This window comes from Xanthomonas arboricola pv. populi, from assembly GCF_002939945.1.
Classification (GTDB): domain Bacteria; phylum Pseudomonadota; class Gammaproteobacteria; order Xanthomonadales; family Xanthomonadaceae; genus Xanthomonas; species Xanthomonas arboricola_A.
On sequence record NZ_MDEB01000003.1, the window covers coordinates 61,247 to 85,035 of the forward strand.

Consider the following 23,789-nt stretch of genomic DNA (forward strand, 5'->3'; position numbering starts at 1 on the left):
CCGGATACCTTGATGACCTATCTTGCACACCCCGATCGTTACGATCGTATCGCCTACCGCCGTGTCGGCCGCAGCGGCCTTGTGCTGCCGGCGCTGTCGCTGGGCCTGTGGCACAACTTCGGCGACAGCACGCCGATCGACACGCAACGCGCGTTGCTGCGCACCGCTTTCGACCTGGGCATCACCCATTTCGATCTGGCCAACAACTACGGCCCGCCGTATGGCAGCGCGGAAATCAACTTCGGCCGCCTGCTGCGTGAGGACTTCAAGCCGTATCGCGATGAATTGATCCTCTCCACCAAGGCCGGCTGGGACATGTGGCCGGGTCCGTACGGGCAGGGCGGCAGTTCGCGCAAGTACCTGCTGTCCAGCCTGGACCAGAGCCTGCAGCGCCTGGGCGTGGACTACGTGGACATCTTCTACTCGCACCGCTTCGATGCCGACACGCCGCTGGAAGAGACCGCCGGTGCATTGGCCAGCGCGGTGCAGCAGGGCAAGGCGCTGTATGTGGGCGTGTCGTCGTACTCGGCAGCGCGGACGCGCGAAATCGCCGCGTTGCTGCGCGAGTGGAAGGTGCCGCTGCTGATCCATCAGCCGGCCTACAACCTGTTCAATCGCTGGGCCGAACACGAATTGTTCGACGCAACCGAGGAGGTCGGCGCCGGCGTCATCGCCTTCACGCCGCTGGCGCAGGGCCTGTTGACCGGCAAGTACCTCAATGGCGTCCCCGGCGATGCGCGGGTGAACCGGCCCGGTGGCGACTCGCTGCGGCCGGAACATCTGTCCGAAGCCAACCTGCAGCGCGCACGCGGGCTGGATGCGATCGCGCAGCAACGTGGGCAGAGCCTGGCGCAGCTGGCCCTGGCCTGGGTGCTGCGCGACCGGCGGGTGAGCTCGGCACTGCTGGGCGCCAGTCGCCCGGAGCAGCTGATCGAAAACGTCGCGGCCTTGCAGACGCCGGAATTCAGTGCGGAAGAGCTGGCCGAGATCGAGCGCTTTGCGGTCGAGGGAGGCGTCAACCTCTGGGAAAAACCGTCCACCGATTGGCAATGAGGAACACTCCGATGCGCTACCGCTTTTTGATTGCTGCGTTGCTGTTGTGCGGCATCGCGTGGCTGCAACCCGCAGCGGCCGCCGAGCCGGCGCAGCTGCGTATCGGCTATCAGAAAGCGGTGTCCAGCCTGGTGCTGGCCAAGCAGCATCGGTTGCTGGAGCAGCGCTTTCCGCGCACCAAAATCAGCTGGGTCGAGTTTCCGGCCGGCCCGCAGCTGCTGGAAGCCCTGAACGTGGGCAGCATCGACCTGGGCGGTGCGGGCGATATTCCGCCGCTGTTCGCGCAGGCCGCCGGTGCCGACCTGCTGTACGTGGGCTGGGTGCCGCCCACGCCCAAGGCCGAGACCATCCTGGTGCCGGCCAGCAGCATGCTGCGGCGCGTGGCCGATCTCAAGGGCAAGCGGGTTGCGTTTCAGAAAGGCTCCAGCGCGCACAACCTGTTGCTGCGGCTATTGGCCAAGTCTGGATTGAGCATGCGCGACATCACGCCGTTGTATCTGTCGCCGGCCAACGCACGCGCAGCGTTCGCGGCCGGGCAGGTGGACGCCTGGGCGATCTGGGACCCGTGGTATTCGGCACTGACGCTGGATGGCAGCGCACGCCTGCTCGCCAATGGCGAAGGGCTGGGGCTGACCGGTGGGTTCTTCCTGTCCTCGCGCCGTTACGCCACCGCGTGGGGTCCGTTCGTGCAGCAGGTGATGGCGCAGCTCAACCAGGCCGATGGGCTATTGGAACGCGATCGTGCCGGCAGCATTCGCGTGCTGGCGCAGGTCAGCGGGCTGTCGCCTGCGGTGGTCGAGCGCACGCTGACCCATCGCCCGCCGGCCAGCGTGCAGCCGCTCAGCGCCGAGGTCATCAAGGCGCAGCAGGCCACTGTCGATCTGTTCTACGCGCAGCACCTGCTGCCCAGGCGCGTGCTGGTGGCGCCCGCGGTGTGGCGTGCGCCCGCGGTTGCCGGCCCGCAAGCGGCAGGCAAGCAGGCGGCGGGCAAGTGATGCGCGCAAGCAGGACTACACGCGCAAGCAGGAGCGCATGCGCAAGCAAAAACGCGTGCCCAGCATCCATGAGAGGCCAGGCGCATGCCGTTGTCTCGCTGCATCGCCCAACCAGCAAGGCCGCGCGATGAGTCGCCGCTCGCAGCGTTTAAGTAACGTGCTGGTGCCCTGGCTAGTGCCGCTGGCCTTGCTGGTGGCCTGGCAGGTCGCGGCCTCCGGCGGCTGGTTGCCGCAGCGCATCCTGCCCGCACCGGATGCGGTATTGCGTGCCGCAGTGACGTTGGTACAAACCGGCGAGTTGTGGCAACACCTGGCGATCAGCAGCTGGCGTGCGGCGGTGGGCCTGGCCATCGGCGGCAGCATCGGGTTTGCGCTGGGCCTGCTGACCGGCGTGTCGCGTGTGGCCGAACGCCTGCTCGACAGCACCTTGCAGATGCTGCGCAACGTGCCGCATCTGGCGCTGATTCCGCTGGTGATCCTGTGGTTCGGCATCGACGAGGGGGCCAAGCTGTTTCTGGTGGCGCTGGGCACCTTCTTCCCGATCTATCTCAATACCTATCACGGCATCCGCAGCGTGGACCCGGCCTTGATCGAGATGGCGCGCAATTACGGCTTGCGCGGCCCGCAGCTGTTTGTCGATGTGTTGTTGCCCGGTGCGTTGCCGTCGATTCTGGTCGGCTTGCGCTTTGCGTTGGGGCTGATGTGGCTGACCCTGATCGTGGCCGAAACCATCTCCGCCAGTTCCGGGATCGGCTATCTGGCGACCAACGCGCGCGAGTTTCTGCAGACCGACATCGTGGTGGTTGCCATCCTGCTATACGCGCTGCTGGGCAAGCTGGCCGATCTGGCCGCACGCGGATTGGAAGCCTGGTGGCTGGGCTGGCATCCGGCGCAGCAACAGCGTGCGGAGCTGCGCCGATGAGCGCGACCGAGACCGGTCTGCCGCTGCGCTTGCGCGGCATCGGCAAGCGCTACGGCGACAGCGATGTGTTGCGCGGCATCGACCTGGAGATCGCGCCTGGCGCCTGCGTGGCGGTGGTCGGGCGCAGTGGCTGCGGCAAGAGCACCTTGCTGCGGGTGATCGCCGGGCTGCAGGCGGCCGATACCGGCACCGTCGACAGCGGCCATGCAGCGCTGGCGGCGCAGCGCGACGCGGTGCGGCTGATGTTCCAGGACGCGCGGCTGCTGCCGTGGAAGCGCGTGATCGACAACGTGGCGCTGGGCCTGGGGCGTGCCGGGCGGGCGCAGGCGCAGACGGCGCTGGACGCGGTGGGGCTGGGCACACGTGGCGGCGATTGGCCGGGGGCGCTGTCCGGCGGCCAGCGCCAGCGCGTGGCTCTGGCGCGTGCACTGGTGCATCGGCCGCGGCTGTTGTTGCTGGACGAACCGCTGGGCGCGCTGGATGCGTTGACGCGCATCGAGATGCAGCAGCTGATCGTGCAGTTGTGGCGGCAGCATGGCTTCACCCTGGTGCTGGTCACGCATGACGTGGCCGAGGCGAGCGCGCTGGCCGATCGCATCGTGCTGATCGAGCACGGCCAGGTCGGCCTGGATCTGCCGGTGCCGGTGCCGCATCCGCGTGCCCCCGGCGCGCCGGCCCTGGCGGCAATCCAGGCGCAGGTGCTGGCGCGTCTGCTGGGGACCGCGCAGCTGCCGGCGTCGGCGGCCGTTGAAGATGCCGAGGACGCAGAGGACGCCAAGGATGTCGATGCGGGGCAGGGCGGTGTGACGCACGCCACTGTGCCGCTGCGGCGGATTGTCTAGTGGGCGGATCGTCGGCCCGGGTCTGTCCAAGCCAATGCCAATGCGCAAAGCAGACATCGCGCAGCCCCACAGCAGGCAGCGTGCACCGGCCTTGGTGCCCCGCATCTGCACCTGCGGCGCCCGCCACACCTTGAAACCCCGCATAGCAGCCGCATCTGCACGGTATCGCCGGCGTCGCCGGCCACCCGTTCAGAGGATTCCCCCATGCGGATGGACAAGCTCACCTCGCGGTTCCAGCAGGCGCTGGCCGACGCGCAGTCGCTGGCCGTGGGCCGCGACCACAACATCATCGAGCCGGTGCACGTGCTGGCCGCGCTGCTCGACCAGAGCGGCGGCAGCACGCGCCCGCTGCTGTCGCAGGCCGGCGTCAACGTGCCGCTGCTGCGCGAACGGCTGGGCGAGGCGCTGGACACGCTGCCCAAGGTCTCCGGGCAGGAAGGCAACCTGTCGATCGGCAACGATCTCAACCGCCTGCTCAACCAGACCGACAAGCTGTCCCAGCAACATGGCGATGCGTTCATCGCCAGCGAGTGGTTCGTGCTGGCGGCCGCCGACGATGCCAGCCCGCTGGGCGTGGCCTTGCGCGCGGCCGGCGGCGACAAGAAGAAGATCGCCACCGCCATCGACAAGCTGCGCGGCGGCGAAACCGTGCAGTCGGAAAATGCCGAGGAACAACGCCAGGCGCTGGAAAAATACACCATCGACCTGACCGCACGTGCGGAGAGCGGCAAGCTCGATCCGGTGATCGGCCGCGACGAAGAGATCCGCCGCACCATTCAGGTGTTGCAGCGGCGCACCAAGAACAACCCGGTGCTGATCGGCGAACCCGGCGTGGGCAAGACTGCGATTGTCGAGGGCCTGGCGCAGCGCATCATCAACGGCGAAGTGCCCGAAGGCCTGCGCGGCAAGCGCGTGCTGTCGCTGGACATGGGGGCGCTGATCGCCGGCGCCAAGTTCCGCGGCGAGTTCGAAGAACGCCTGAAGGCGGTGCTCAGCGATCTGTCCAAGAACGAGGGCCAGATCATCCTGTTCATCGACGAACTGCACACCATGGTCGGCGCCGGCAAGGCCGATGGCGCGATGGACGCCGGCAACATGCTCAAGCCGGCGCTGGCGCGTGGCGAGCTGCATTGCATCGGTGCCACCACGCTGGACGAATACCGCAAGTACATCGAGAAGGACGCCGCGCTGGAACGTCGCTTCCAGAAGGTGTTCGTGGGCGAGCCGACGGTGGAAGACACCATCGCGATCCTGCGTGGGCTGAAGGAGCGCTACGCGGTGCATCACGGCGTGGAGATCACCGACCCGGCGATCGTTGCCGCCGCCACGTTGTCCAACCGCTACATCACCGACCGCCAGCTGCCGGACAAGGCGATCGATTTGATGGACGAGGCGGCATCGCGCATCCGCATGGAGATCGACTCCAAGCCGGAGGAACTCGACCGCCTGGAGCGCCGCCTGATCCAGCTCAAGATCCAGCGCGAGATGCTGAAGAAGGAAAAGGACGATGCCTCGCGTCAGCGCCTGGCCGATCTGGAAACCGACATCGACAAGCTCGAACGCGAGTTTTACGACCTCAACGAGTTGTGGAAGTCGGAAAAGGCCGCACTGCAGGGCACCACCAAGGTCAAGGAGCAGATCGAGCACGCCAAGCTGGAACTGGAAGCCGCGCAGCGGCGCCAGGACTACGCCAAGATGAGCGAGATCCAGTACGGCGTGCTGCCGCAGCTGGAAAAGCAGATGGCGCTGGCCAACGAGGTCGAACATCACGACTTCAAGCTGGTGCAGGATCGCGTCACCGCCGAGGAAATCGCCGAAGTGGTATCGCGCTGGACCGGTATCCCGGTCAACAAGATGCTCGAAGGCGAGCGCGACAAACTGCTGCGCATGGAAGACGAGCTGCACCAGCGCGTGGTCGGCCAGAACGAGGCGATCAAGGTCGTCTCCGACGCGGTGCGGCGTTCGCGTGCCGGCCTGTCCGATCCCAATCGCCCGAGCGGTTCGTTCCTGTTCCTGGGGCCGACCGGCGTGGGCAAGACCGAGTTGTGCAAGGCGCTGGCGGACTTCCTGTTCGACAGCACCGAGGCGATGATCCGCATCGACATGAGCGAGTTCATGGAGAAGCATTCGGTCTCGCGGCTGATCGGTGCGCCTCCGGGCTATGTGGGCTACGAGGAGGGCGGCTATCTGACCGAGGCGGTGCGTCGGCGCCCGTATTCGCTGATCCTGCTGGACGAGGTGGAAAAGGCGCACGCCGATGTCTTCAACATCCTGCTGCAGGTGCTCGACGACGGCCGCCTGACCGATGGCCAGGGCCGCACGGTGGACTTCCGCAATACCGTCATCGTGATGACCTCCAACCTGGGCTCGCACCAGATCCAGGAGCTGTCCGGCGACGGCAGCGCGGAGGCCTACACGCAAATGAAGGCCGCGGTGATGGGTGTGGTGCAGGCGCATTTCCGCCCGGAGTTCATCAACCGGCTCGACGATATCGTGGTGTTCCATCCGCTGGACAAGGCGCAGATCAAGTCGATCGCGCGCATCCAGTTGCATGGGCTGGAAAAACGCCTGTCCGAGCGCGGCCTCAAGCTGGACCTGGACGATGCGGCGCTGGAGTTGCTCGGCAATGTCGGCTTCGACCCGGTGTATGGCGCGCGCCCGCTCAAGCGTGCGATCCAGTCGCAGGTGGAGAACCCGCTGGCCCAGCAGATCCTGTCCGGCCAGTACCTCGGCGGCGACACCGTGCGCGTGCGTGCCGAGGGTGGGCGCCTGGTGTTCACCAAGGGCTGAGGCGCGGCGGCAGTTATGCGCCACATGGCTTGCAGAGGTTGAAGCAACCAACGGTCACTGTGCAGGCAGTGCCCGCTGGCGTGATGTGGATGGTGCATGCAGCGCTTCGTTAGCGCTCACAATGCGGCGGTATAAGTTCATCGCCGCTGGTTTGCGGACGCGCGTGCAGAGCCGACGATGGTCGGTACGCCTGTCCGAGCGAGCCGCGCCATGACCGTCGCTTACGCGTTCGACGACACCCTGCATGGCGCGGACCTGTTCGACCTCAGGGTGCAGGGCACTATCTACAGCCGCAGCATGAACCCGACCACCCTGCGGAGCACCGTCTCCCGGTGGGAGAAGAAAGAGGCAATTCACTCTTTAGGCGCGTGGCGACGCGCTGCGCGTGGCCGGTTGCCGGAGACTGCCGAGGCGCCCCCGGGCAATCCTGCTACCATGCGCGCCCCTGAGGTGACTGCCGCAGTTGCGGTGGTTTAAACGGGAATCCGGTGCGTGGATCGCCTTGGCGAGCTGCAATGCCGGAGCTGCCCCCGCAACGGTGGGCGAGGTCAGGTGCCGCAACAAGCCACTGTGCAATCGCATGGGAAGGCGCGGCATCGGAGGCGCACGCCTCCACTCGCGAGCCCGGAGACCGGCCCGAGGGATTGAACCGGCACGCGGTGGGCGTGGCCTTGCTCGTCTGGCGCTGCTGCGTCGGGCGCCTGGCCCGTTGCTGTTTGTCGCCCCATTGCCCCCGCGCGGGTAAGGCGCGGTTCCAGGAGCAGCAGTCGATGTCCGTTTCTTCCGTTTTGCCGCGTCGTGCGGTGCTGGCCGTGGGGCTGTCGCTGTGCGTGGCCAACCTGGCCCACGCCGAGGCCGCCACCGATCTCGACCAGGTCGTGGTCACCGCCTCGCGCACCGCGCAGACCCAGGACCAGACGTTGGCGCCGGTCACCGTGATCGACCGCGCGCAGATCGAGCGTCGCCAGGTCACCGCATTGCAGGATCTGCTGCGTGGCGAAGCCGGGGTGTCGCTGGCCAATAACGGTGGCCCGGGCAAGCCGACCTCGCTGTTCCTGCGCGGCACCGAGTCCGACCAGGTGGTGGTGCTGATCGATGGCGTGCGCATCGGTTCGGCCACCTCGGGCGGCGTGGCGTTGCAGGATCTGCCGATCGAGCAGATCGAGCGCATCGAAATCGTGCGCGGCCCGTTCTCCAGTTTGTATGGTTCCGAAGCGTTGGGCGGTGTCGTCCAGATCTTTACCCGCCGCCCGCAAGGCAGCTTTGTGCCCACCTTCAGCGCGGCCGCCGGCAGCGACGACGCGCATCGTTACAGCGCGGGCGTGGCCGGGCGCAGCGAAGGCGATCTGAGTGAGCGCGGCGGCTGGTACTCGGCCAACGCGGTGCATGACCAAACCGATGGCATCAACGCGTATCTGGACACCAGCTCCAGCGACTACGACCCGGATCGCGATGGCTACCGCAACGATTCGCTGAGCGTGCAGGGCGGCTGGCGCTTCAATCGCCAGTGGGATGCCGACGTGCATGGCCTGCGCACGCAGAGCCGCAACGAATACGATGGCTCGGCCTTCGGCGGCAACCTGTCCAAGGGCGTGCAGCAGGCGGTCGGCGGCCGCGTGCGTTACGCGCCCACCGATGCGCTCACGCTCACTGCCAGCGTCGGCAGCAGTTCCGATCTGAGCGATGCGTATTACGACGGTGTGTATCTGTCCAGCTACGACACCCGCCGCAAGCAGGGCGCATTGCAGGCCGATATCGCTGCCGGAGCGGGCCTGTTCACGGTCGGCTTCGACTGGCAGCGCGACGCCATCGCCAGCAGCGACAATTACGATGCCGACAGCCGCATCGACCGCGCCGCATTTGCGCAGTGGCAGCAGCGCTTCGGTGCGCAGTCCTTGCAGGCCAGCCTGCGTCGCAACGACAACAGCCAGTTCGGCGGCAAGACCACCGGCAGCCTGCTGTGGGGTTGGGATGTCGCCGAACATCTGCGCCTGACCGCCAGCTACGGCACCGCGTTCAAGGCGCCGACCTTCAACGAGTTGTATTACCCCGATTTCGGCAATCCGTTGCTGGGACCGGAAACCTCCAGCAGCACCGAGCTCGGCCTGCGCGGCAGCTACGACTGGGGCACCTGGACGCTGAGCGCGTTCCAGACCCGCATCGACGATCTGATCGCCTACGACGCGTCGTTGGTGGATGCGGCGCATCCGTTCGGGCAGCCGAACAATATCGATCAGGCGCGCATCCGCGGCGTGGAAGCCGGCTACGACACCGAGCTGGCCGGCTGGACCGTGCGCAGCGCCTTGACCTGGCTGCAGCCGCAGGCCGATGGCGAGGTCAATCATGGCAACTGGTTGCCGCGGCGCGCGCGGCAGAGCGGGCGCATCGATGCGGACCGCAGCTTCGGTGCATTCGGCGTCGGCGCGAGCCTGTTCGGGTCCGGCAAGCGCTTCGACGATCTGGCCAACACCGAGCGTCTGGCCGGTTACGGGTTGCTGGATCTGCGCGTGAGCTATGCAGTTAATGCGGACTGGAAGGTGTCGCTCACCGCCAACAACGTGTTCGATCGCCAATACGAAACCGCACGCTGGTATGCGCAGCCGGGGCGCAATTATCTGCTGACACTGCGTTATCACGCCGCGCAGTAAGCGCGGCTGTTGCACCGGCCACGGTCGGCAACGAGGTGGGGCAGGGCATCGTGCCGTTGTGCGAACTGACGCGTCGATTTGTCTACGAGGCCGGCCGGCTGCACCAGGCATTGGCGCTACAGTGCGCGCGTGTCGTGCTGGTGGTGAAAGGTTTGCCGATGGTTCTGAAGGGAGAGGTAGTGTGACAAGCGATTGGATCTATGGTGCCTGCGCGCTGCCGGACGCGCGCGTGCGCTCGGCTGCGCTGGCACGGCAGGAACAACTGACCAAGCCGCCCGGCGCGCTGGGCCGGCTGGAACAGCTGGCGGTGCAACTGGCGGCCTGGCAGCGCAACGAGCACCCCACCGTGCAGCGGGTCTGGATCGCGGTGTATGCCGCCGACCACGGCGTCGCTGCCGAGGGCGTGTCTGCGTTTCCGCAGGCGGTCACCGGGGAGATGGTGCGCAATTTCGCCCGTGGTGGTGCCGCCATCGCAGTGCTGGCGCGCGAGCTAGGTGCGCGCCTGGAAGTGGTGAATCTGGGCGTGGTCAACGACCCGGGCGAGTTGCCGCGTGTGCGGCGTGCCTGGATCGCGCCGGCCAGCGCCAACATCTGCGATCAGCCGGCGATGAGCTCCACCCAGTTGCGCGATGCGCTTGCCGCGGGCGCCGAAAGCGTTGCGCAGGCAAAAAGTTGCGACACGCAGCTGTTTGTCGGCGGCGAAATGGGCATCGGCAACACCACCTCGGCTGCGGCGCTGGGCTGCGCGTTGCTGTCGCAATTTCCGCAGGCGATGGCCGGCGCCGGCACCGGGCTGGATGCCGAGGGCATCGCGCACAAGGCGATGGTGATCACCCGTGCGCTGGCCTTGCATGCCGATGCCTCCACCGCACTGGAGCGGCTGCGCCGGCTGGGTGGTTTCGAGATCGCCGCCCTGGTCGGCGCCTACATCGCCGCGGCGCAGGCCGGGATTCCGGTGCTGGTGGACGGTTTCATCAGCACCGCCGCGGCGCTGGTCGCCACCCATCTCAATGGCGGCGTGCGCGAATGGCTGTTGTTCGGGCATCGCTCGCAGGAGCGCGGCCACGCCGCCTTGCTGCGTGCACTCGATGCCGAGCCGTTGCTGCAGCTGGACCTGCGCCTGGGCGAGGCCAGCGGCGCAGCGGTGGCGATTCCGCTGCTGCGTCATGCCTGCGCCTTGCACAACGGCATGGCCACCTTTGCCGAAGCCGGCGTGTCCGACGCATGAGTGCGCAGATCACCTTGCTGCGGCACGGCGACACCGGTTAGCGCAGCGACTGCGGTTCGACGCCGCACCGTCGCCGCCGGCGCCGCTGCAACTGCGCCGCTCGACGGCGGCGCGCATGCGGTGCTGCGCCATGTGGGCTCGTATGCGAGTCTGGAAGACGCGCTCGACCGCGTGCTCGCCCAATGGCGGCCCGACGCTGCGACGTCCTGTGCGATGCGCCGCTGCACTATCTCTACCTGGACGATCCCGAAGCGGTGGTAGAGGCCGAACTGCATGCCGACCTCCGCGTGCCGGCCCAGCCTTCGACGGACGCTGATGCTGCCGGCTGCCCCGCTACTGGCAAAAACACCATCTGCGGTGGCGGATGCATCAGGAACTGCTGATGCGAAATATTCCACGCATACGCGCCGGCCAGCGGGAAGGCCAGGCAGTCGCCCGGTGCCAGCGCCGCGACGTGCTGGTTGCGTGCCAGCACGTCCTTGGGCGTGCACAACTGCCCGACCAGGGTGACCGGCGTGTCACGCAGCACAGGAGCATGCGCACCACGCAACACAAGGAACGGGTGATCGTGGCCTTGCGCGGCCGGGGTGCGGAAGTGATGGGTGCCGCCGCGGGCGATCGCAAACCACTTGCCGTGGCTGCGCTTGAGGTCGAGCACTTCCATCAGGTACCAGCCGCAGCTGGCGCTGACGTAGCGGCCGGGTTCCAGCCGCAGGCGCAGCGCCTGGCCGTGTTCGCCCAGCAGGGCGGGCAAGCCGGCGCAGAAGCCGGCCCAGTCGAACGACGACTCCGGCGCCAGATACTCCACGCCGAAACCGCCACCGGCATTCACCCGCAACGGGCCGAGCCCGTAGGCCTGCCGCCACTGCTGCACGGTGCGCAAGTAGGCGGCGATCAGATGCAGCTGCGCGCCGGCATCGCGCTGGTGCGACATCAGATGGAAATGGAAGCCTTCCAACCGCAGCGAGGCGCTGGCCCGCAGCCGTTGTATCGCCGCGTCCAGATCGTCCGGGTCCAGGCCGAACGGCGAGGGCTGGCCGCCCATCATCAGACGCGTGCTCTGTGCGCCGGGTACGGCGATGTTCATGCGCAGGAACACCGGCACGCAGCGGCCGGCCTGCGCTGCAATGGCGGCCAGGCGTTCCAGTTCGCCCAGGCTTTCCACATGCACGGTGCAGTCGGGCAGCGCGGCGGCCTGGGCCAGTTCGGCATCGAGCTTGCCCGGGCCACCGAACAACAGCGCGGCCTGGGGTTGTTGCCGATGCAGCCAGGCCAGTTCGCCGCCGGAGGCCGCCTCGAAGCCATCCACGTGCGGTGCGAGCGTTTGCAGGATCGGCGGCTCCGCATTGGCCTTTGCCGCGTAGAACAGCTCGCAGTCGGCCGGTAGTTGCGCGCGCATCCAGGCCGCATGCGCATCCAGTGCGGCCAGGTCGTAGACGTAGGCGCAGAGCGGGCCATCGCTGCGGTCGCGCACACGGGCCAATGCCTGCATCAATGCGGCGCTGTCGATGCGCAGGCTCATGCCGCCACCCGCCGTGCCACTGCGATGGGTGGAATCGGATTGGGCAGGGCGGTGTAGTCGGATTGACGATCGGCGCGTTGCCACAGCCGCGTGCCCAGGTTGTTCTTGCCGGGTAGCGGCGCGCCGTCGAGCAGGCCCTGCAGCGCGGCTTGCGCGCCATGACGTTGCTGCCAGCGTGCGGCGATCTCGCCCACGCATTGCCACAGGCGTGCTTCGAGCGCCGCATCGCCTTCGGTCAGATGGAAGATCGCCTCGGCCAGATTGTTGACCAGCGCGCAATACGCCACGCGATTCCAGCCCTGTTCCGGGGTGTAGTACAGCGATTGTCGCGCGCGTTCGCCCACGCCCTGCAAGCGCGTGGCGGGCCAATGGTGTGCGAGCAGTTTGGTGCCTTCCAGGTCGCGGATCCACACCCGCGTCGGCCAGCCATCGGCAAACCCGATCACGGTGTTCTGCAGATGCGGTTCCAGCGCGATGCCGTGCTGGAACAACGCACTCCACACGCCCTCCAGCAGCAAGCCGGCATAGGCACGGAACCACAGCAGCGTGGCGGTGTGACGATCCATCTGTGCGCTGCCCAATGCCTGCAACCTGGATGCACACACGCTGTTGCCCTGCGCATCGCAGGTGAACAACGCGGCGGCCACCTGCGGCTGCCAACGCGCACGTTGCGCCGCAGGAATGGTCTGCCGATACAGGATGCCGAAGCTCTCCGACAAGCCACGCGCTGCCAGCGGGTCGGCGTCGTGCAGGGCGGGATCGACCTGCGCGACCTCCAGCGAGGTCGCCGCAGGCTCCAGCATCACATCGAAGCCCGGCACCTGCGCCGCCAGCGCACGCCAGCTCGGCGCCAGCAGCTCGGTGAGCGCGACCGCACTTTCCAGCTCGTACCAGGCGTTCTTGCGCACGCAGTTGGTCAAGCGCACATGCACCGAACACTTGAGGAAATAGTCCAGCTCCGGGTGATACAGCGTGCGCACCGACGAGGTCGGCCGCAGTGCGTCGCCCAGTACGCCGACAGGCGCGATCAGCCCGCGCGCCTGCAGGGTGCGCAGCAGCGGGTCGTCGAGCAGACGCTGCGCTTCCCACGGATGACAGGGATACAAGTCGTCGCTGCCGGACAGCTGCCGCAGGCTGGCACGCACATCGCGGCCTTGCATGCGCAGCAGCCGTGGGTCGATGCGGAACCAGAACAGCTGGAACGCGGCGCGTGCTTCCGGCGCGCAGGCCAGCACCTGCGCCAGATCGACGCCTTCGCGGCTCTTGGGCGTGGGATGCAAGGCATGCCCCCACAGCATCGATTGTTCGGCGTCGATCATCGCCTCGCCGGTCGCAGCGCTGCCCTGTGCCTGGCGCAGCAGTGTGGCAGTGATCGCCACGCTGTTGGCGCTTTGCGCGAGCAGTTCCGGATTGACCGCCTGCGCGCTGCCCAGCGCCTGCAGCAGGCAGCGCGCCAACGCATGCGCGTCCAGGCTCTGCCACGGTTGGCCGGCGCTCTTGAGAAACGGCGTGGAGGCGAAGCGGCAGCGGCCCAGGCGATCGGCATAGGCAATGCGTACGCACAGCGCGCCGGTGCCGCCCAGATCGATCCGCAGCCAGCGTTGTTCGGCCACACGCGGGCCGGGGCGATCGAGCCCGCGATAATCGAAGTCCACTGCGCGCTGCGGAATCGCGAACTCGCGCAGGTAGCAGTTCAACCAGCAGGTGCAGGCCTGCGCGTCGGCCATGCTGTCGTACCAGGGGTCATGCATCGTGTGCGGCGACATCGGTGGATCTCCTCGAAGGGAAGCGCACCAGAACGGTGAGCGCAGCGGCCGCCGCAGCCAGCGCGGCAGCCAGGAAGGGGGTGGCAGGGCCGGCCGCCTGGGCCAGCGCGCCGGCAGCGGCGCCGGCGAACACGCCGGCCCATTTGCCGCACGCATCGAAGCGGCCGAACAGGCGCCCGGCGCCATGCCCGCTGGCGACCAGCGCCAGGCTGCGGTTGAGCCCACGCAGCCCGAACAACATGCCCAGGCCGAACAGCAGCCGCGCCGCTGCCAATGCGATGGGGTCGTGCAGCAGCGCCTGCCACAGGCAGGCCACGGCGAACAGCACCAGGCCGGGCACCAGCCAGGCCTCGCCATCGCCGCGCCGCCACCACGGCAGCACCACCAGATAGACCAGGTGCGGCAGGCTGTAGAGCAAGCCTGCCAAGGCGTCGTGAGCGGCACCGCGCGCCAGCGCATACGGGATGAAGTAGGGGAAGGTCACCACCATCGCGAAGCAGAACAGGAATTGCGCGCTCAGCAACGCAGGCCACAGTGCGCTGGCCGGTGTGGTGGTCTGTGCTGACGCCGACAGCGACGACGCAGCTGCAAGCCTGGAGGGTGCCGACTGCGCAGTGGACGCTGTCGGCCGCACCGCAGGCCGGTCGGCCGGCAGACGCCAGGTCAGCGCGAACGCCAGCAGCGGCAGCAGCGCAAGCGCGCGATACAGCGACTGCGCCGGGCCGAGCGCCACTGCCAGACCCAACAACGCAGGCGCGCTGACCATCGCCAGGCGCGCCGAGTACTGCGTCCAGTCGAGCGCGCGCGCCAGCGGGCCGGCCTGCGGCTGGCTGGCCAGATACGCATTGGCCGCCGCCAGCGAGCCGCCGCAGGTGCCTTGCACGATCAGGCCGATCACCAACCAGCTCAGCGACGGCGCAAAGCCGGCGATCGCAAAGCCCAGCGCCAACCCCAGTTGCGCACGCAGCAACGAACGCTTGCGTCCATAGCGGTCGGCCAGGCGCCCCCAGGTGCCGGCCGTCAACGCAGTGCACAGCGTCGGCAACACGTACAGCACGCCGCTCCAGCCAACCGCCGCAGACGGTGCCAGCTCTGCCAGCACCTGCGGCAGAAACAACGGCATGCCCAATGCGGTGAAGGCGGCCAGGTAATGCGCCGCCAGCACCGGGCCCAGGATGCGCCTCATCGCTGACCGCCCCCCTGCCGGTGCGGCATCTGCTGCGCACAAGCGAAGGCGTCGCCGAAGGGATTGGGCGCGCTATCGCCGTAGAACTTGTTGATGTCGCTCGCGCCGGTGAGCTGTTTGCTGAGCAGGCTGCCGGCGCTGAGCAGGTACTTCACCGGCAGCCGCGGTGCGGCCAGCAGGCGGCGTGCGGGGCCGGTGTCGATGCCGTCGACGTCCAGCTGCGCCAGCGTCAAGGCGAACTGCGTCTGCAACTGCGTGTACAGCGGCGTGCGCAGCGCGGGCCGCCATTCGGCCAGGCCTTCCAGCACCGCCTGCAGATCCAGTTGCAGCACGATGGTGCAGAACATCTGCGCCAGGGCGTGCGGCGCGTCTACCGCGATGCGCGCATCGTGCAGCGGGCCCAACGCGTCCAGATCCGGCAGCTGTGCGCGCAACTGCGGCAGGACGATGCGCGCGGCGTCGTTGTCCTTCATCAGCAGCCGCGTCGCCTGGCCATCGGCGTAGACCAGCACGCTGTTCTGCTGATTGGCTTCCAGTGCGATGCCGTAGCGCAGCCACAGGCGCAGATGCACCGCCAGCATCAGCTCGGTGTACTGGCGCCACCAGCCGAGCACATCGCCGTGCGCAAAGCGCTCGGCCAGATGGACCGCCATCGGGCGGCCGTCCGGCAACAGCGCGCATAGCGCGGCCACCGGCACCAGCGTGGCGTCGTCCAGCGGTGGGTAACGCCGCAGCAGATAAGCCAGGTGACGCGTCTGACCCACGTGCCCGCCGTGCGATTCGTCCGCGAACACGCAGCGGCCGCGCAAGGCCGGATCCAGCGCATCGATGCGACGCAGTGCGCGCTCAAGCCAGTGACCGTCGTATAGCGTGGAGGGCTTGATCAGGCGCAGATTGAGCGCGCCCAGCGTGCGCATCGGGATCGGCAACTTGAGATGCAGCTGCGGATGCTGCAGCGGCACCAGCGTGCGGACCGACAGGGTGGGCCGCACTTCCAGCCAGGCCTGCGGCGCTCGCAGGCTGCCTGCCGGCAGCGCAAACCCGTCCTGCTCCAGGCGCGCCCACACCAGCGGATGCACTGGCCAGGCGACATGCGTGTCGGCCAGCGCGGGCGACAGGCCCAGCGTGGCGAAGTCCGGCCACAGTCCGGCCGGCGCCATGCTGGTGCAGCTGGCCTGCGCACGCGGAATCGCCAGCCAGCGCAGCGCGAAGGTGGGCGCAAACTCCGGTGCGTAACCACGCAGTTCCGAGGCATCCAGCCCGGCCTTGGCGCGTGCGGTCGGATAGAACGGATGATCGCGATAGCTGGCCAGTTGATCGCAGCGATACGCACGCTCGGCCGCATCTGCATGCTGCAATGCGTTGAGCAGCGCAGGCGCCTGCGCATCAAAGGCCTGGCGCGCCAGGCCCAGGTGGGCGGCAGCGCACTCGGCTTCTTCGGCGTAGGCGCGATGCAGCTGTTGCGTCTCCACATCCAGTTGCGCGCTCATGCGCTGCAGCCACGCCTGCGCACCGCGTTCGACATGCGTGCCAGCGGCGGTCTGCACGATCCAGCTGTCGCCGCAGGCACTGATGTCCTGCAGATAGCCCTGCCGATGGATCGGCAACCACAGCGTGCCATCGGGCAGATGTGCGATGCGCCACCAGCCCTCCACCGGGCTGGGGTCGGTCCATGCCGCCAGTACGCTTGTGTCGGGTATGGCGGCGCTGCCGCGCGTGGCGATCCCGCGCAGGTCTTCGCGCAGGCAGGCATCGATGATGCGTGTGGCGATATAGCGCTGGTCGGCGGCACTGCTCATGCGCGCAGCTCCGCGCCATCGATCCGCCACTGCAGCCCCGCTTCGGCATGCACCACCGCCCGTTGCAGCGCCTGTGCATCGCTGGCCACTGCGCTCAGCACGCCCAGGTAATCCTTGTTGGAATGGCTCAAGCGGATGCGCTCGCCTGGTGCGCGCATGCGCCGGTACTGCACATCGCTGTGCGCATCGTGGTGGCGGCGATCTTCGCTGGCGGTCACCAGCTCGCCGTCCTGCTCGGCGACGTAGTAACGCAGCAGGGCATGGGCGCGATCGCAGCGCAGCTGCGGCAGCGGCAGGCCCAGATGCGGCGCCAGCGCGGCAGTGAACCATTGCCTGCCGAACATGTCGTCGAGCAGGAACTCGCGGCGGTCGCCGATGCTGCGGTAGTTGATCTCCACCAGCACCGGGCCGTCGCTGGTGAGGACGAACTCGCTATGGCACAGCCCGAAGCCCACACCGAAGCTGCGCAGCTGTTGCAGTGCCTGCGCAATCACCGGCGTGTCCACGCGGGCATCCCACTGCGCCTCGCATTCCACGAAGTGCGGCGGCGGCGACAAGCGCACCTTGAAGCCGCCCAGTGCCTGCAGCGTGTGGCCGTCGCCCAGCGTTTCCAGCGTAAACAGCGCGCCTTCCAGCATGCCTTCCAGCAACACGGTGCGCTGCGGATGGCGCTGCCACACATCGTCCAGGTATGCCTGCAATTGCGCGATATCGGCGCAATGGCGCACGTCCAGACTGGCCACGCCCTCGCGCGGTTTGGCCACCACCGGCCATGGAATGTCGGCCGGCAACGCGGCGCCCGGCGCCAGCGCGCAGAACCACGGCGATGGCAGCCCACGCGCACGCAGGCGCTGACGCATCGCCGCCTTGTTCTTGGCCGCGTAGCAGACCTGCCAATCCTTGCCGGGCAGGCCAAGACCCGCTGCGACCAGCGCCGTGCTGGTCTGCAGATGATCGCTGTTGCTGAACACCGCGCGCGGCGACACATCGGCGTCGTGCAGCACATCCAGCACGCCGAGCGGATTGAACACATCGCATTCGATGACCCGTTGCGGGGCGTGCTCGGGGTGCTCGCGGAAATGGCTCAGGTGATCGAGTCGGTGGTCGGTCAGCAGCCACACCGGCAGGCCGAGCGCGTGCGCGGCCGGCAGAAAGCCTTCGGTGATGGCTGGATGGCAGACATGGGTGAGGATCACCAACGGTGCAGCGGATGTCGCAGTCATGGCAGCTCTCGTTCAACAGGACGGTGGAAAAACCGGTACCGAAACGGGCTGCCTGGCGCCGCGGGGGCGTTGGGTGGCCTGCGATACGGTGATCGCATGCCGCATGCTGCGGCAGGGCGACGCGCGTCGTGCACGCCGTGTGGTCTGCGGCGCTCGCCAGCGCGAGCGCCGTTGCCGTCAGGCGACCGACGCCCCTGTACGTCGATCGCGACGGTATGTGCCGGGTTGAATGCTTAAAACGTGTACTCCAGCCCGGCGGTGACGGTGCGCGACGGCGCGGCCTGGCGGCCCCACGGGCTGGTATCCACGCCGCGGAACCAGTACTGCCGATCGAACAGGTTATTGATCGCCAGCGATGCGCTGAATTTTTGTCCATCGCGTTCGAACAGGGTATGGCTTACCTGCGTGTTCCAGACCCAGTACGAAGGCAGCTCGCCGACCGAGGCGATGGCGTTATCCTGCATGGTGTTCGCGGCATCGCTGTAGGCCTTGCTGAAGTAGTAGCTCGACAGTGCGACAGTGGTGTGACCGAGCGTGTAGTTGCCGCCCAGGGTGATCTGGTTGCGCGAGGTGTAGGGCACGCGCAGCCCGCGGAATGCGCCCGATTCCTGGCTGGCATCCAGATACGCATAACCGGCATTGAGCGTGAGCGCGCGCAGGTTTTCCGGGCTCCATTGCAGTTCCAGCTCACCGCCTTGGTGGCGGGTCTTGCCAAGGTTGCGGAACACGCGCGTGGTGTTATCCAGCTGGATCTGCTGATCGAAATCGATCAGATACGCACCGAGCTGGATGCGGGTGCGGTCGTTGGGCTGATACCGCGTGCCGGCTTCGTAATTCCACGCAAGTTCGGCATCCAGATTGTTGCCGAAGATGATCTGGGTGACCTGCGGCGCGCGCAGCGAGCGCTGTCCGTCCGCGTAGAAGAACCATTGTGCGTTGGCCTGGAAACCGACCGTCAAACCCGGCAATACATCGCGGGTCTGGTTGCGCGTGCGCAGGCCGGTGGCGCGGTTGAAATAGCGCGAATCCAGCCGCTCGTAGCGCAGGCCCGGGGTGATGGTCAGGCGTTCGTCGGGCAGGGTGATCGCGTTGCTGACGTAGGCCGCCAGGGCGCGATCCTCGAACTGCCAGTCGCGCACGCTGGTGAACAGGCCATCGCGCAGGCGCAGATTGCCGACCAGGAAATCGATGTCCTCGCGCACCGTACGCACGCCGGCGGTCCACTGCTGACGCACGCCACCGGCATCGCCCATGGTCCAGCTCAGGCGCGGCTCGCTGCCGGCCACGCGGAAGTCGCGCGGGGCGGTCTGGCGCAGTTGCGGCGGCAGGTCCGAACGCCAGGTTTCGGCGGCCGCCTGACGCATGCCGACGATGAAGTTGCGGCTGCTGCGCGCGCTGAAGTTGGTCCAGGACAACCGGACATCCTGCAGCGGCCCCCAGTCTCCGAACAGCTGCTCATACCCCAACGATGCACGCGTGGTGCGGCCATTGAAGCTGTCCAATGGGCGCGTGGACTGGCGCGGGTCGCGCCGGTAGTCGTCCGGGCTGAGTGCGCCGGCCAGATCCATGTCGACCAGATAGCGTTGCACGCTGGCCTTGAGCAACTTGGTGTCGTCCAGCCACCACTCCGCACGCACGCGCAGGTTGCTGATGTCGGTATCGCTGTGCGCGCGCCAATACTCGCCGTAGCTGCGATTGGCATCGACCTGCAGGCCGACGTTGTCGGTGAGGTAGCCGCCGCTGCTGAGCGCGCTGTCCTGCAGGAACTGGCCCTGGCCGCCGGCGGTGACCTTGTGCGCCAGCGTGGTGCTCCACTGGCTGGGGATCTCCTTGCTGACCAGGTTGATCACCCCGCCGACGTTATTCGGCCCGTACTGCACGGCCGCGCCACCGCGCACGATATCGATGCGGTCGATCTGATTCAGCCCCACCGGAAACAACGACAGACTGGTCTGCCCGTACGGCGCCAGTGCCAGCGGAATGCCGTCTTCCAGCACCTGCACGCGGCCGCTGCGGCTTTCGTACAGGCCGCGCAGCATCAGCTGCGGCAACGCGCCGGTGCCGGTTTCGTCGAAGATCTTGATGCCCGGTACGCGCTGCAAGGCATCGTCCAGCGAGCGGTTGCCGCCATTGCGCAGTTGTTCGCGGTCGATCACCTGACGGCTGCCGGCATAGCGCTGCACGTCGTCTGGCTTGGAACGCCCGAGCAGGCTGCCTTGCACCTGGATCGCGTCCAGCGCGCGGATCGGCGTTTGCGCATCGGTGGCCGCCACATCCGGCGACTCGATGGCGTACGCCAACGGCGGCAGGGTCAGGGTAGCCGCAGCGATGGCGATGGTCAGGGCGTGGAAACGGAACGTCGACATCTACGGCGTGCTCCTGCAGGCGGGCGGTGGAGTGGGTGCGGCGAAGGTGGCCAGGTGAGCGCGCAGTGCGCGTTGAATCAGCGCGCGGTCTTCGCCGGCAAGCAGCCAGCGCAGATCGGGCTGTTGCAGCCAGTGCGTGCGCTGCGCCTCGGTGCGCGGATTGGGGCAGAACGGCACCTCGGCCGCAACGCATTGCGCATGCAGTTGCAGCAGCAGCTCCCACACCTGTGGATGGGTCGGTTGCGGGCCCAGGCCCAGATCCAGCGCAAGATCCAGTGCGCCTTCCATCACCAGCGCCACGCCGGGTACTGCCAGCATCTCCGGTAGCGCCGCAATGCCGGCGGCACTTTCGATCATCGGCACCATGCGGATATCGCGATTGGCGTGCGCGATGTAGGTGGGCAGGTCGACAGTGCCGAAGCCGGTGACGCGCCCGCCGGTGATGCCGCGCCGGCCCAGGGGCGGGAACCGTGCCGCGGCGATGGCAGCGGTCAGTTGCGCGGCCGACTCGGCGCGCGGAATCACGATCCCGCGCGCGCCGGCATCCAGCACCCGGCCGATCAGTTTTTCGTCCACCTCCGGCACGCGGACCCAGGCCTCGCAACCGGACAGCTCACAGGCGCGGATGGCGTGTTCCAGTGCGTCCGGCGCGCGCAGCACATGTTCCAGATCGAGCACCACAAAGCCATAGCCGATGCGTCCCAGCAGTTCGCACAACTGCACGCTCGGCACTGCATTGAGAACACCAACCGCAAACGCCATGGATGAGGCCGGCAAGGGAACGGGCGCTCATCCTGCTCTTGATGGGAATGATTATCAAGTGGATTTGGAGGGCAGTTTTCGGTTCCCTGGTCGCAGTTCGATCAAAACGCGACCACGCGCCGTTCCGCACTGAACCACCTGCGCGTAACAAAAAACCCGCAGGCGCTGCCGGCGGGTCTTCGTTTTGTGCAGCGCTGCGTCATCCCGCCGCGCGGTTACGACGCCGGCACGCGCAACGCCCGATACGGCGGAGTGGACATCACCATCTCGGCCAGCGAATAGGCCAGCTCGCGTTCGGCCAGCACTGCGCCGTCGGCGCCGTGTTCGAGCAGGTGCTTGACCTCGGTATCGCTGTGCGCACGCGCCAGCAGCGTCAGCGCCGGGTTGATGGCGCGCAGCTTGGCCAACGCCTCGCCGGCTTCCAGCGGCTGCGGGATCGCAAGAATCGCGATCTTGGCGTGCTCCGGGCGGGCTTCGGCCAGCACGCGGTCGGCCGCCGCGCTGCCGCGGATGCCGGGAATGCCGGCCGCATGCGCCTTGGCCACGTGATCGCTGTTGTCGTCGATCACCAGCACCGGCACGCCGCGGCTACGCAACAACTGCGCCAGCGCGCTGCCCACACGGCCATAGCCGATCACGATCGCATGGCCGTCCAGTGGCAGCGGCGGGCCGGGCGGCAGTTCCGGCTCCACTTTGGCCGGGGCGTCCTGCGCCTGCCTGGCCTGCCAGCGGTCCAGCCACGAGAACAGGAAGGGGTTTGCGATGATCGACAGCAGCGCGCCGGCCAGGATCAGGTCGCGCCCGGTTTCCGGCAGGATCGCCAGCTGCACGCCCAGCCCGGCCAGGATGAAGGAGAACTCGCCGATCTGCGCCAGGCTGGTGGAAATGGTCAGCGCGGTGCCGGTGGGGTGGCCGAACGCACGCACGATCACGAACGCGGCAAGGGACTTGCCCAGGGTCACGGTCAGGAACGTGGCCAGTACCTGCCACGGATGCTCGACCAGGATCAGCGGGTCGAACAGCATGCCCACCGAGACGAAGAACAGCACCGCGAACGCGTCGCGCAACGGCAGCGAATCGCTGGCGGCCTTGTGGCTGAGCTCGGATTCCTTCAGCAACATGCCGGCGAAGAACGCGCCCAGCGCGAACGACACCCCGAACAGCGTGGCCGACAGGAACGCCACGCCCAGCGCGATGCCGAGCACGGCCAGGGTGAACAACTCGCGCGAGCCGGTGGCGGCGACCTTTTCCAGCGACCACGGAATCACCCGCCGCCCGACCACCAGCATCACCGCCACGAACGCCACCATCTTGAACAGCGTCAAGCCCAGCGCGGCCAGCAGCGAGGTGGACTCGCCCGCGTGCGCCGCAGCCGGCGCGGCCGTGCCCAGCACCTCGGCCAACGCCGGCAACATCACCAGCGCGATCACCATCACCAGGTCTTCGACGATCAGCCTGCCCACCGCGATGCGGCCGCGCTGGGTTTCCAGCAGGCGGCGCTCTTCCAGTGCGCGCAGCAGCACCACGGTACTGGCCACCGACAGCGCCAGACCGAACACCAGCCCATGCATCAACGGCCAGCCCATGCTCCAGGCCAGCGCCCAGCCGAGCAGCGTGGCGACCACGATCTGCGCCAACGCGCCCGGAATCGCGATCCATTTCACTTCCATCAGGTCGTCGAGCGAGAAGTGCAGGCCCACGCCGAACATCAGCAGCATCACGCCCAACTCGGACAGCTGGTTGGCCATGGTCTGGTCGGCCACGAAGCCGGGCGTGAACGGCCCGACGCAGACACCGGCCAGCAGATAGCCGACCAGCGGCGAGAGTTTCACTTTTTGTGCGAGCGTGCCCAGCACGAAAGCGACCGCGAGGCCGACGGCGATGATGTCGATGAGGCTGGTGTCGTGATGCATTCCAATCCGTTGTGAGAGTGTCCGAGAGAGCGTCGCGGGCGCGACCAGCCAACGGCACTGCGCCGGGCGTCGCCTGCGGGCATTGCGTGGTCATGGCTGGAGTCCGGCGCGGGGGAACAGGACCGCGTTGCTGGTCCGGTGGCCGGACGCCCATAGTACACAGCGCTTGATTAACGCGATGCGACACGCAGCGCATGTACGTACGCACACGGACGGATGCGTCGGACGCGACGCGTAAACCGTAGTGGCCCGTGCGCGATCGCGCAACGTCGCAGCGATGGCGGCGATGATGTGATCGCGCGCTTCGTCCAGGCCGCAGACAACGGCCGCCGCGTGAGCGATGAGGAGATCGTCTCCGACGCGATTCTGCCGTTTTTTGCCGGCTACGAAGCCACCGCCAACATGATCTGCAATGCGCTGGTCGCCCTGCATCGGCATCCGCAGCAATTGCGCCTGCTGCAGGAAACCCCGAGCCTGCTACCCAATGCGGTGCGCGAATGCATGCGCTACGACAGCTCGGTGCAGATCGCCACACGCACGGCGTTGCAGGATTCCGAGATCGAGGGCGTAGCCGTTCCCCAGGGCGCCATGCTGTATCAGATGCTGTGCGCGGCCAATCACGACAGCCTGCAATTCACCGACAATGCGCCGGCAATCACCGCAGCAGATGACGCACGGCGGCTGCACGCGAATCGAGATGCCCGCAACGACAAACACCGCCGATCACTCGGCGGTGTTTGCTTATACGCATGCGCGGATCGGCACGTCCGCTCG

At 67.5% G+C, this 23,789-nt stretch carries 15 protein-coding genes, 2 pseudogenes and 1 riboswitch; of the genes and pseudogenes, 9 read left to right on the forward strand and 8 right to left on the reverse strand.

The genetic code is table 11. From position 1 onward, the window contains the following. Positions 1–12 precede the first annotated feature (12 nt). The 8 genes and pseudogenes from mgrA (at position 13) to cobT (ending at position 10,478) form a co-directional block, all read left to right on the forward strand. The gene (gene mgrA, locus XaplCFBP3123_RS09710; protein WP_104533867.1) at positions 13–1,053 is read left to right on the forward strand and encodes an L-glyceraldehyde 3-phosphate reductase; all 1,041 of its coding nucleotides are present in this window, start codon (positions 13–15) and stop codon (positions 1,051–1,053) included. Continuing rightward, the gene (locus tag XaplCFBP3123_RS09715) at positions 1,050–2,048 is read left to right on the forward strand and encodes an aliphatic sulfonate ABC transporter substrate-binding protein (protein ID WP_301182391.1); all 999 of its coding nucleotides are present in this window, start codon (positions 1,050–1,052) and stop codon (positions 2,046–2,048) included. Before mgrA ends, XaplCFBP3123_RS09715 begins: the two co-directional genes overlap by 4 nt. A 127-nt stretch (positions 2,049–2,175) precedes the next feature. Then, positions 2,176–2,970: an aliphatic sulfonate ABC transporter permease SsuC gene (gene ssuC / locus XaplCFBP3123_RS09720; protein ID WP_104533869.1), complete on the forward strand. Its 795-nt coding sequence runs from the start codon at positions 2,176–2,178 to the stop codon at positions 2,968–2,970. Further along, on the forward strand, positions 2,967–3,812 hold the full coding sequence (locus XaplCFBP3123_RS09725; protein ID WP_253254184.1) for an ATP-binding cassette domain-containing protein: 846 nt from the start codon (positions 2,967–2,969) through the stop codon (positions 3,810–3,812). Before ssuC ends, XaplCFBP3123_RS09725 begins: the two co-directional genes overlap by 4 nt. Positions 3,813–4,016: 204 nt before the next feature. Then, a complete protein-coding gene (clpB, locus tag XaplCFBP3123_RS09730; RefSeq protein WP_104533870.1) occupies positions 4,017–6,602 on the forward strand; it encodes an ATP-dependent chaperone ClpB in 2,586 nt (861 codons plus the stop codon). A 431-nt stretch (positions 6,603–7,033) separates the two neighbouring features. Beyond that, a riboswitch (cobalamin riboswitch) is annotated at positions 7,034–7,256 on the forward strand. A gap of 116 nt (positions 7,257–7,372) precedes the next feature. Beyond that, positions 7,373–9,250, forward strand: a complete 1,878-nt coding sequence (gene btuB / locus XaplCFBP3123_RS09735; RefSeq protein WP_104533871.1) for a TonB-dependent vitamin B12 receptor — start codon at positions 7,373–7,375, stop codon at positions 9,248–9,250. Between the two features lie 23 nt (positions 9,251–9,273). After that, positions 9,274–9,435 (forward strand): annotated as a pseudogene (locus XaplCFBP3123_RS09740) (bifunctional adenosylcobinamide kinase/adenosylcobinamide-phosphate guanylyltransferase); the annotation flags it as partial. Then, positions 9,432–10,478 (forward strand): nicotinate-nucleotide--dimethylbenzimidazole phosphoribosyltransferase, encoded by a 1,047-nt coding sequence (gene cobT / locus XaplCFBP3123_RS09745; protein ID WP_104533872.1) that lies wholly within the window; start codon positions 9,432–9,434, stop codon positions 10,476–10,478. The pseudogene XaplCFBP3123_RS09740 and the gene cobT, both read left to right, overlap by 4 nt. Before the next feature lie 232 nt (positions 10,479–10,710). Here the strand turns inward: cobT and XaplCFBP3123_RS09755 are convergent, their stop codons facing one another. The 8 genes from XaplCFBP3123_RS09755 to ybaL form a co-directional block, all read right to left on the reverse strand. After that, positions 10,711–12,000, reverse strand: a complete 1,290-nt coding sequence (locus tag XaplCFBP3123_RS09755) for a type III PLP-dependent enzyme (protein ID WP_104533873.1) — start codon at positions 11,998–12,000, stop codon at positions 10,711–10,713. Then, a complete protein-coding gene (locus tag XaplCFBP3123_RS09760) occupies positions 11,997–13,766 on the reverse strand; it encodes an IucA/IucC family protein (RefSeq protein WP_104533874.1) in 1,770 nt (589 codons plus the stop codon). The genes XaplCFBP3123_RS09755 and XaplCFBP3123_RS09760 overlap by 4 nt, the downstream gene beginning before the upstream one ends. Beyond that, positions 13,744–14,952 (reverse strand): MFS transporter, encoded by a 1,209-nt coding sequence (locus tag XaplCFBP3123_RS09765; RefSeq protein WP_104533875.1) that lies wholly within the window; start codon positions 14,950–14,952, stop codon positions 13,744–13,746. The genes XaplCFBP3123_RS09760 and XaplCFBP3123_RS09765 overlap by 23 nt, the downstream gene beginning before the upstream one ends. Next, positions 14,949–16,751: an IucA/IucC family protein gene (locus XaplCFBP3123_RS09770; RefSeq protein ID WP_104533876.1), complete on the reverse strand. Its 1,803-nt coding sequence runs from the start codon at positions 16,749–16,751 to the stop codon at positions 14,949–14,951. The genes XaplCFBP3123_RS09765 and XaplCFBP3123_RS09770 overlap by 4 nt, the downstream gene beginning before the upstream one ends. After that, the gene (locus tag XaplCFBP3123_RS09775; protein ID WP_104533877.1) at positions 16,748–17,974 is read right to left on the reverse strand and encodes a siderophore biosynthesis protein PvsA; all 1,227 of its coding nucleotides are present in this window, start codon (positions 17,972–17,974) and stop codon (positions 16,748–16,750) included. The genes XaplCFBP3123_RS09770 and XaplCFBP3123_RS09775 overlap by 4 nt, the downstream gene beginning before the upstream one ends. Before the next feature lie 233 nt (positions 17,975–18,207). Continuing rightward, positions 18,208–20,340, reverse strand: a complete 2,133-nt coding sequence (locus XaplCFBP3123_RS09780; protein ID WP_104533878.1) for a TonB-dependent receptor family protein — start codon at positions 20,338–20,340, stop codon at positions 18,208–18,210. Beyond that, the gene (locus XaplCFBP3123_RS09785) at positions 20,341–21,102 is read right to left on the reverse strand and encodes an HpcH/HpaI aldolase family protein (RefSeq protein WP_104533879.1); all 762 of its coding nucleotides are present in this window, start codon (positions 21,100–21,102) and stop codon (positions 20,341–20,343) included. A 215-nt stretch (positions 21,103–21,317) separates the two neighbouring features. Continuing rightward, positions 21,318–23,015: a YbaL family putative K(+) efflux transporter gene (gene ybaL / locus XaplCFBP3123_RS09790; protein WP_104533880.1), complete on the reverse strand. Its 1,698-nt coding sequence runs from the start codon at positions 23,013–23,015 to the stop codon at positions 21,318–21,320. Between the two features lie 258 nt (positions 23,016–23,273). Here ybaL and XaplCFBP3123_RS09795 point away from each other — a divergent pair. Then, positions 23,274–23,657 (forward strand): annotated as a pseudogene (locus XaplCFBP3123_RS09795) (cytochrome P450); the annotation flags it as partial. Positions 23,658–23,789: the final 132 nt, after the last annotated feature.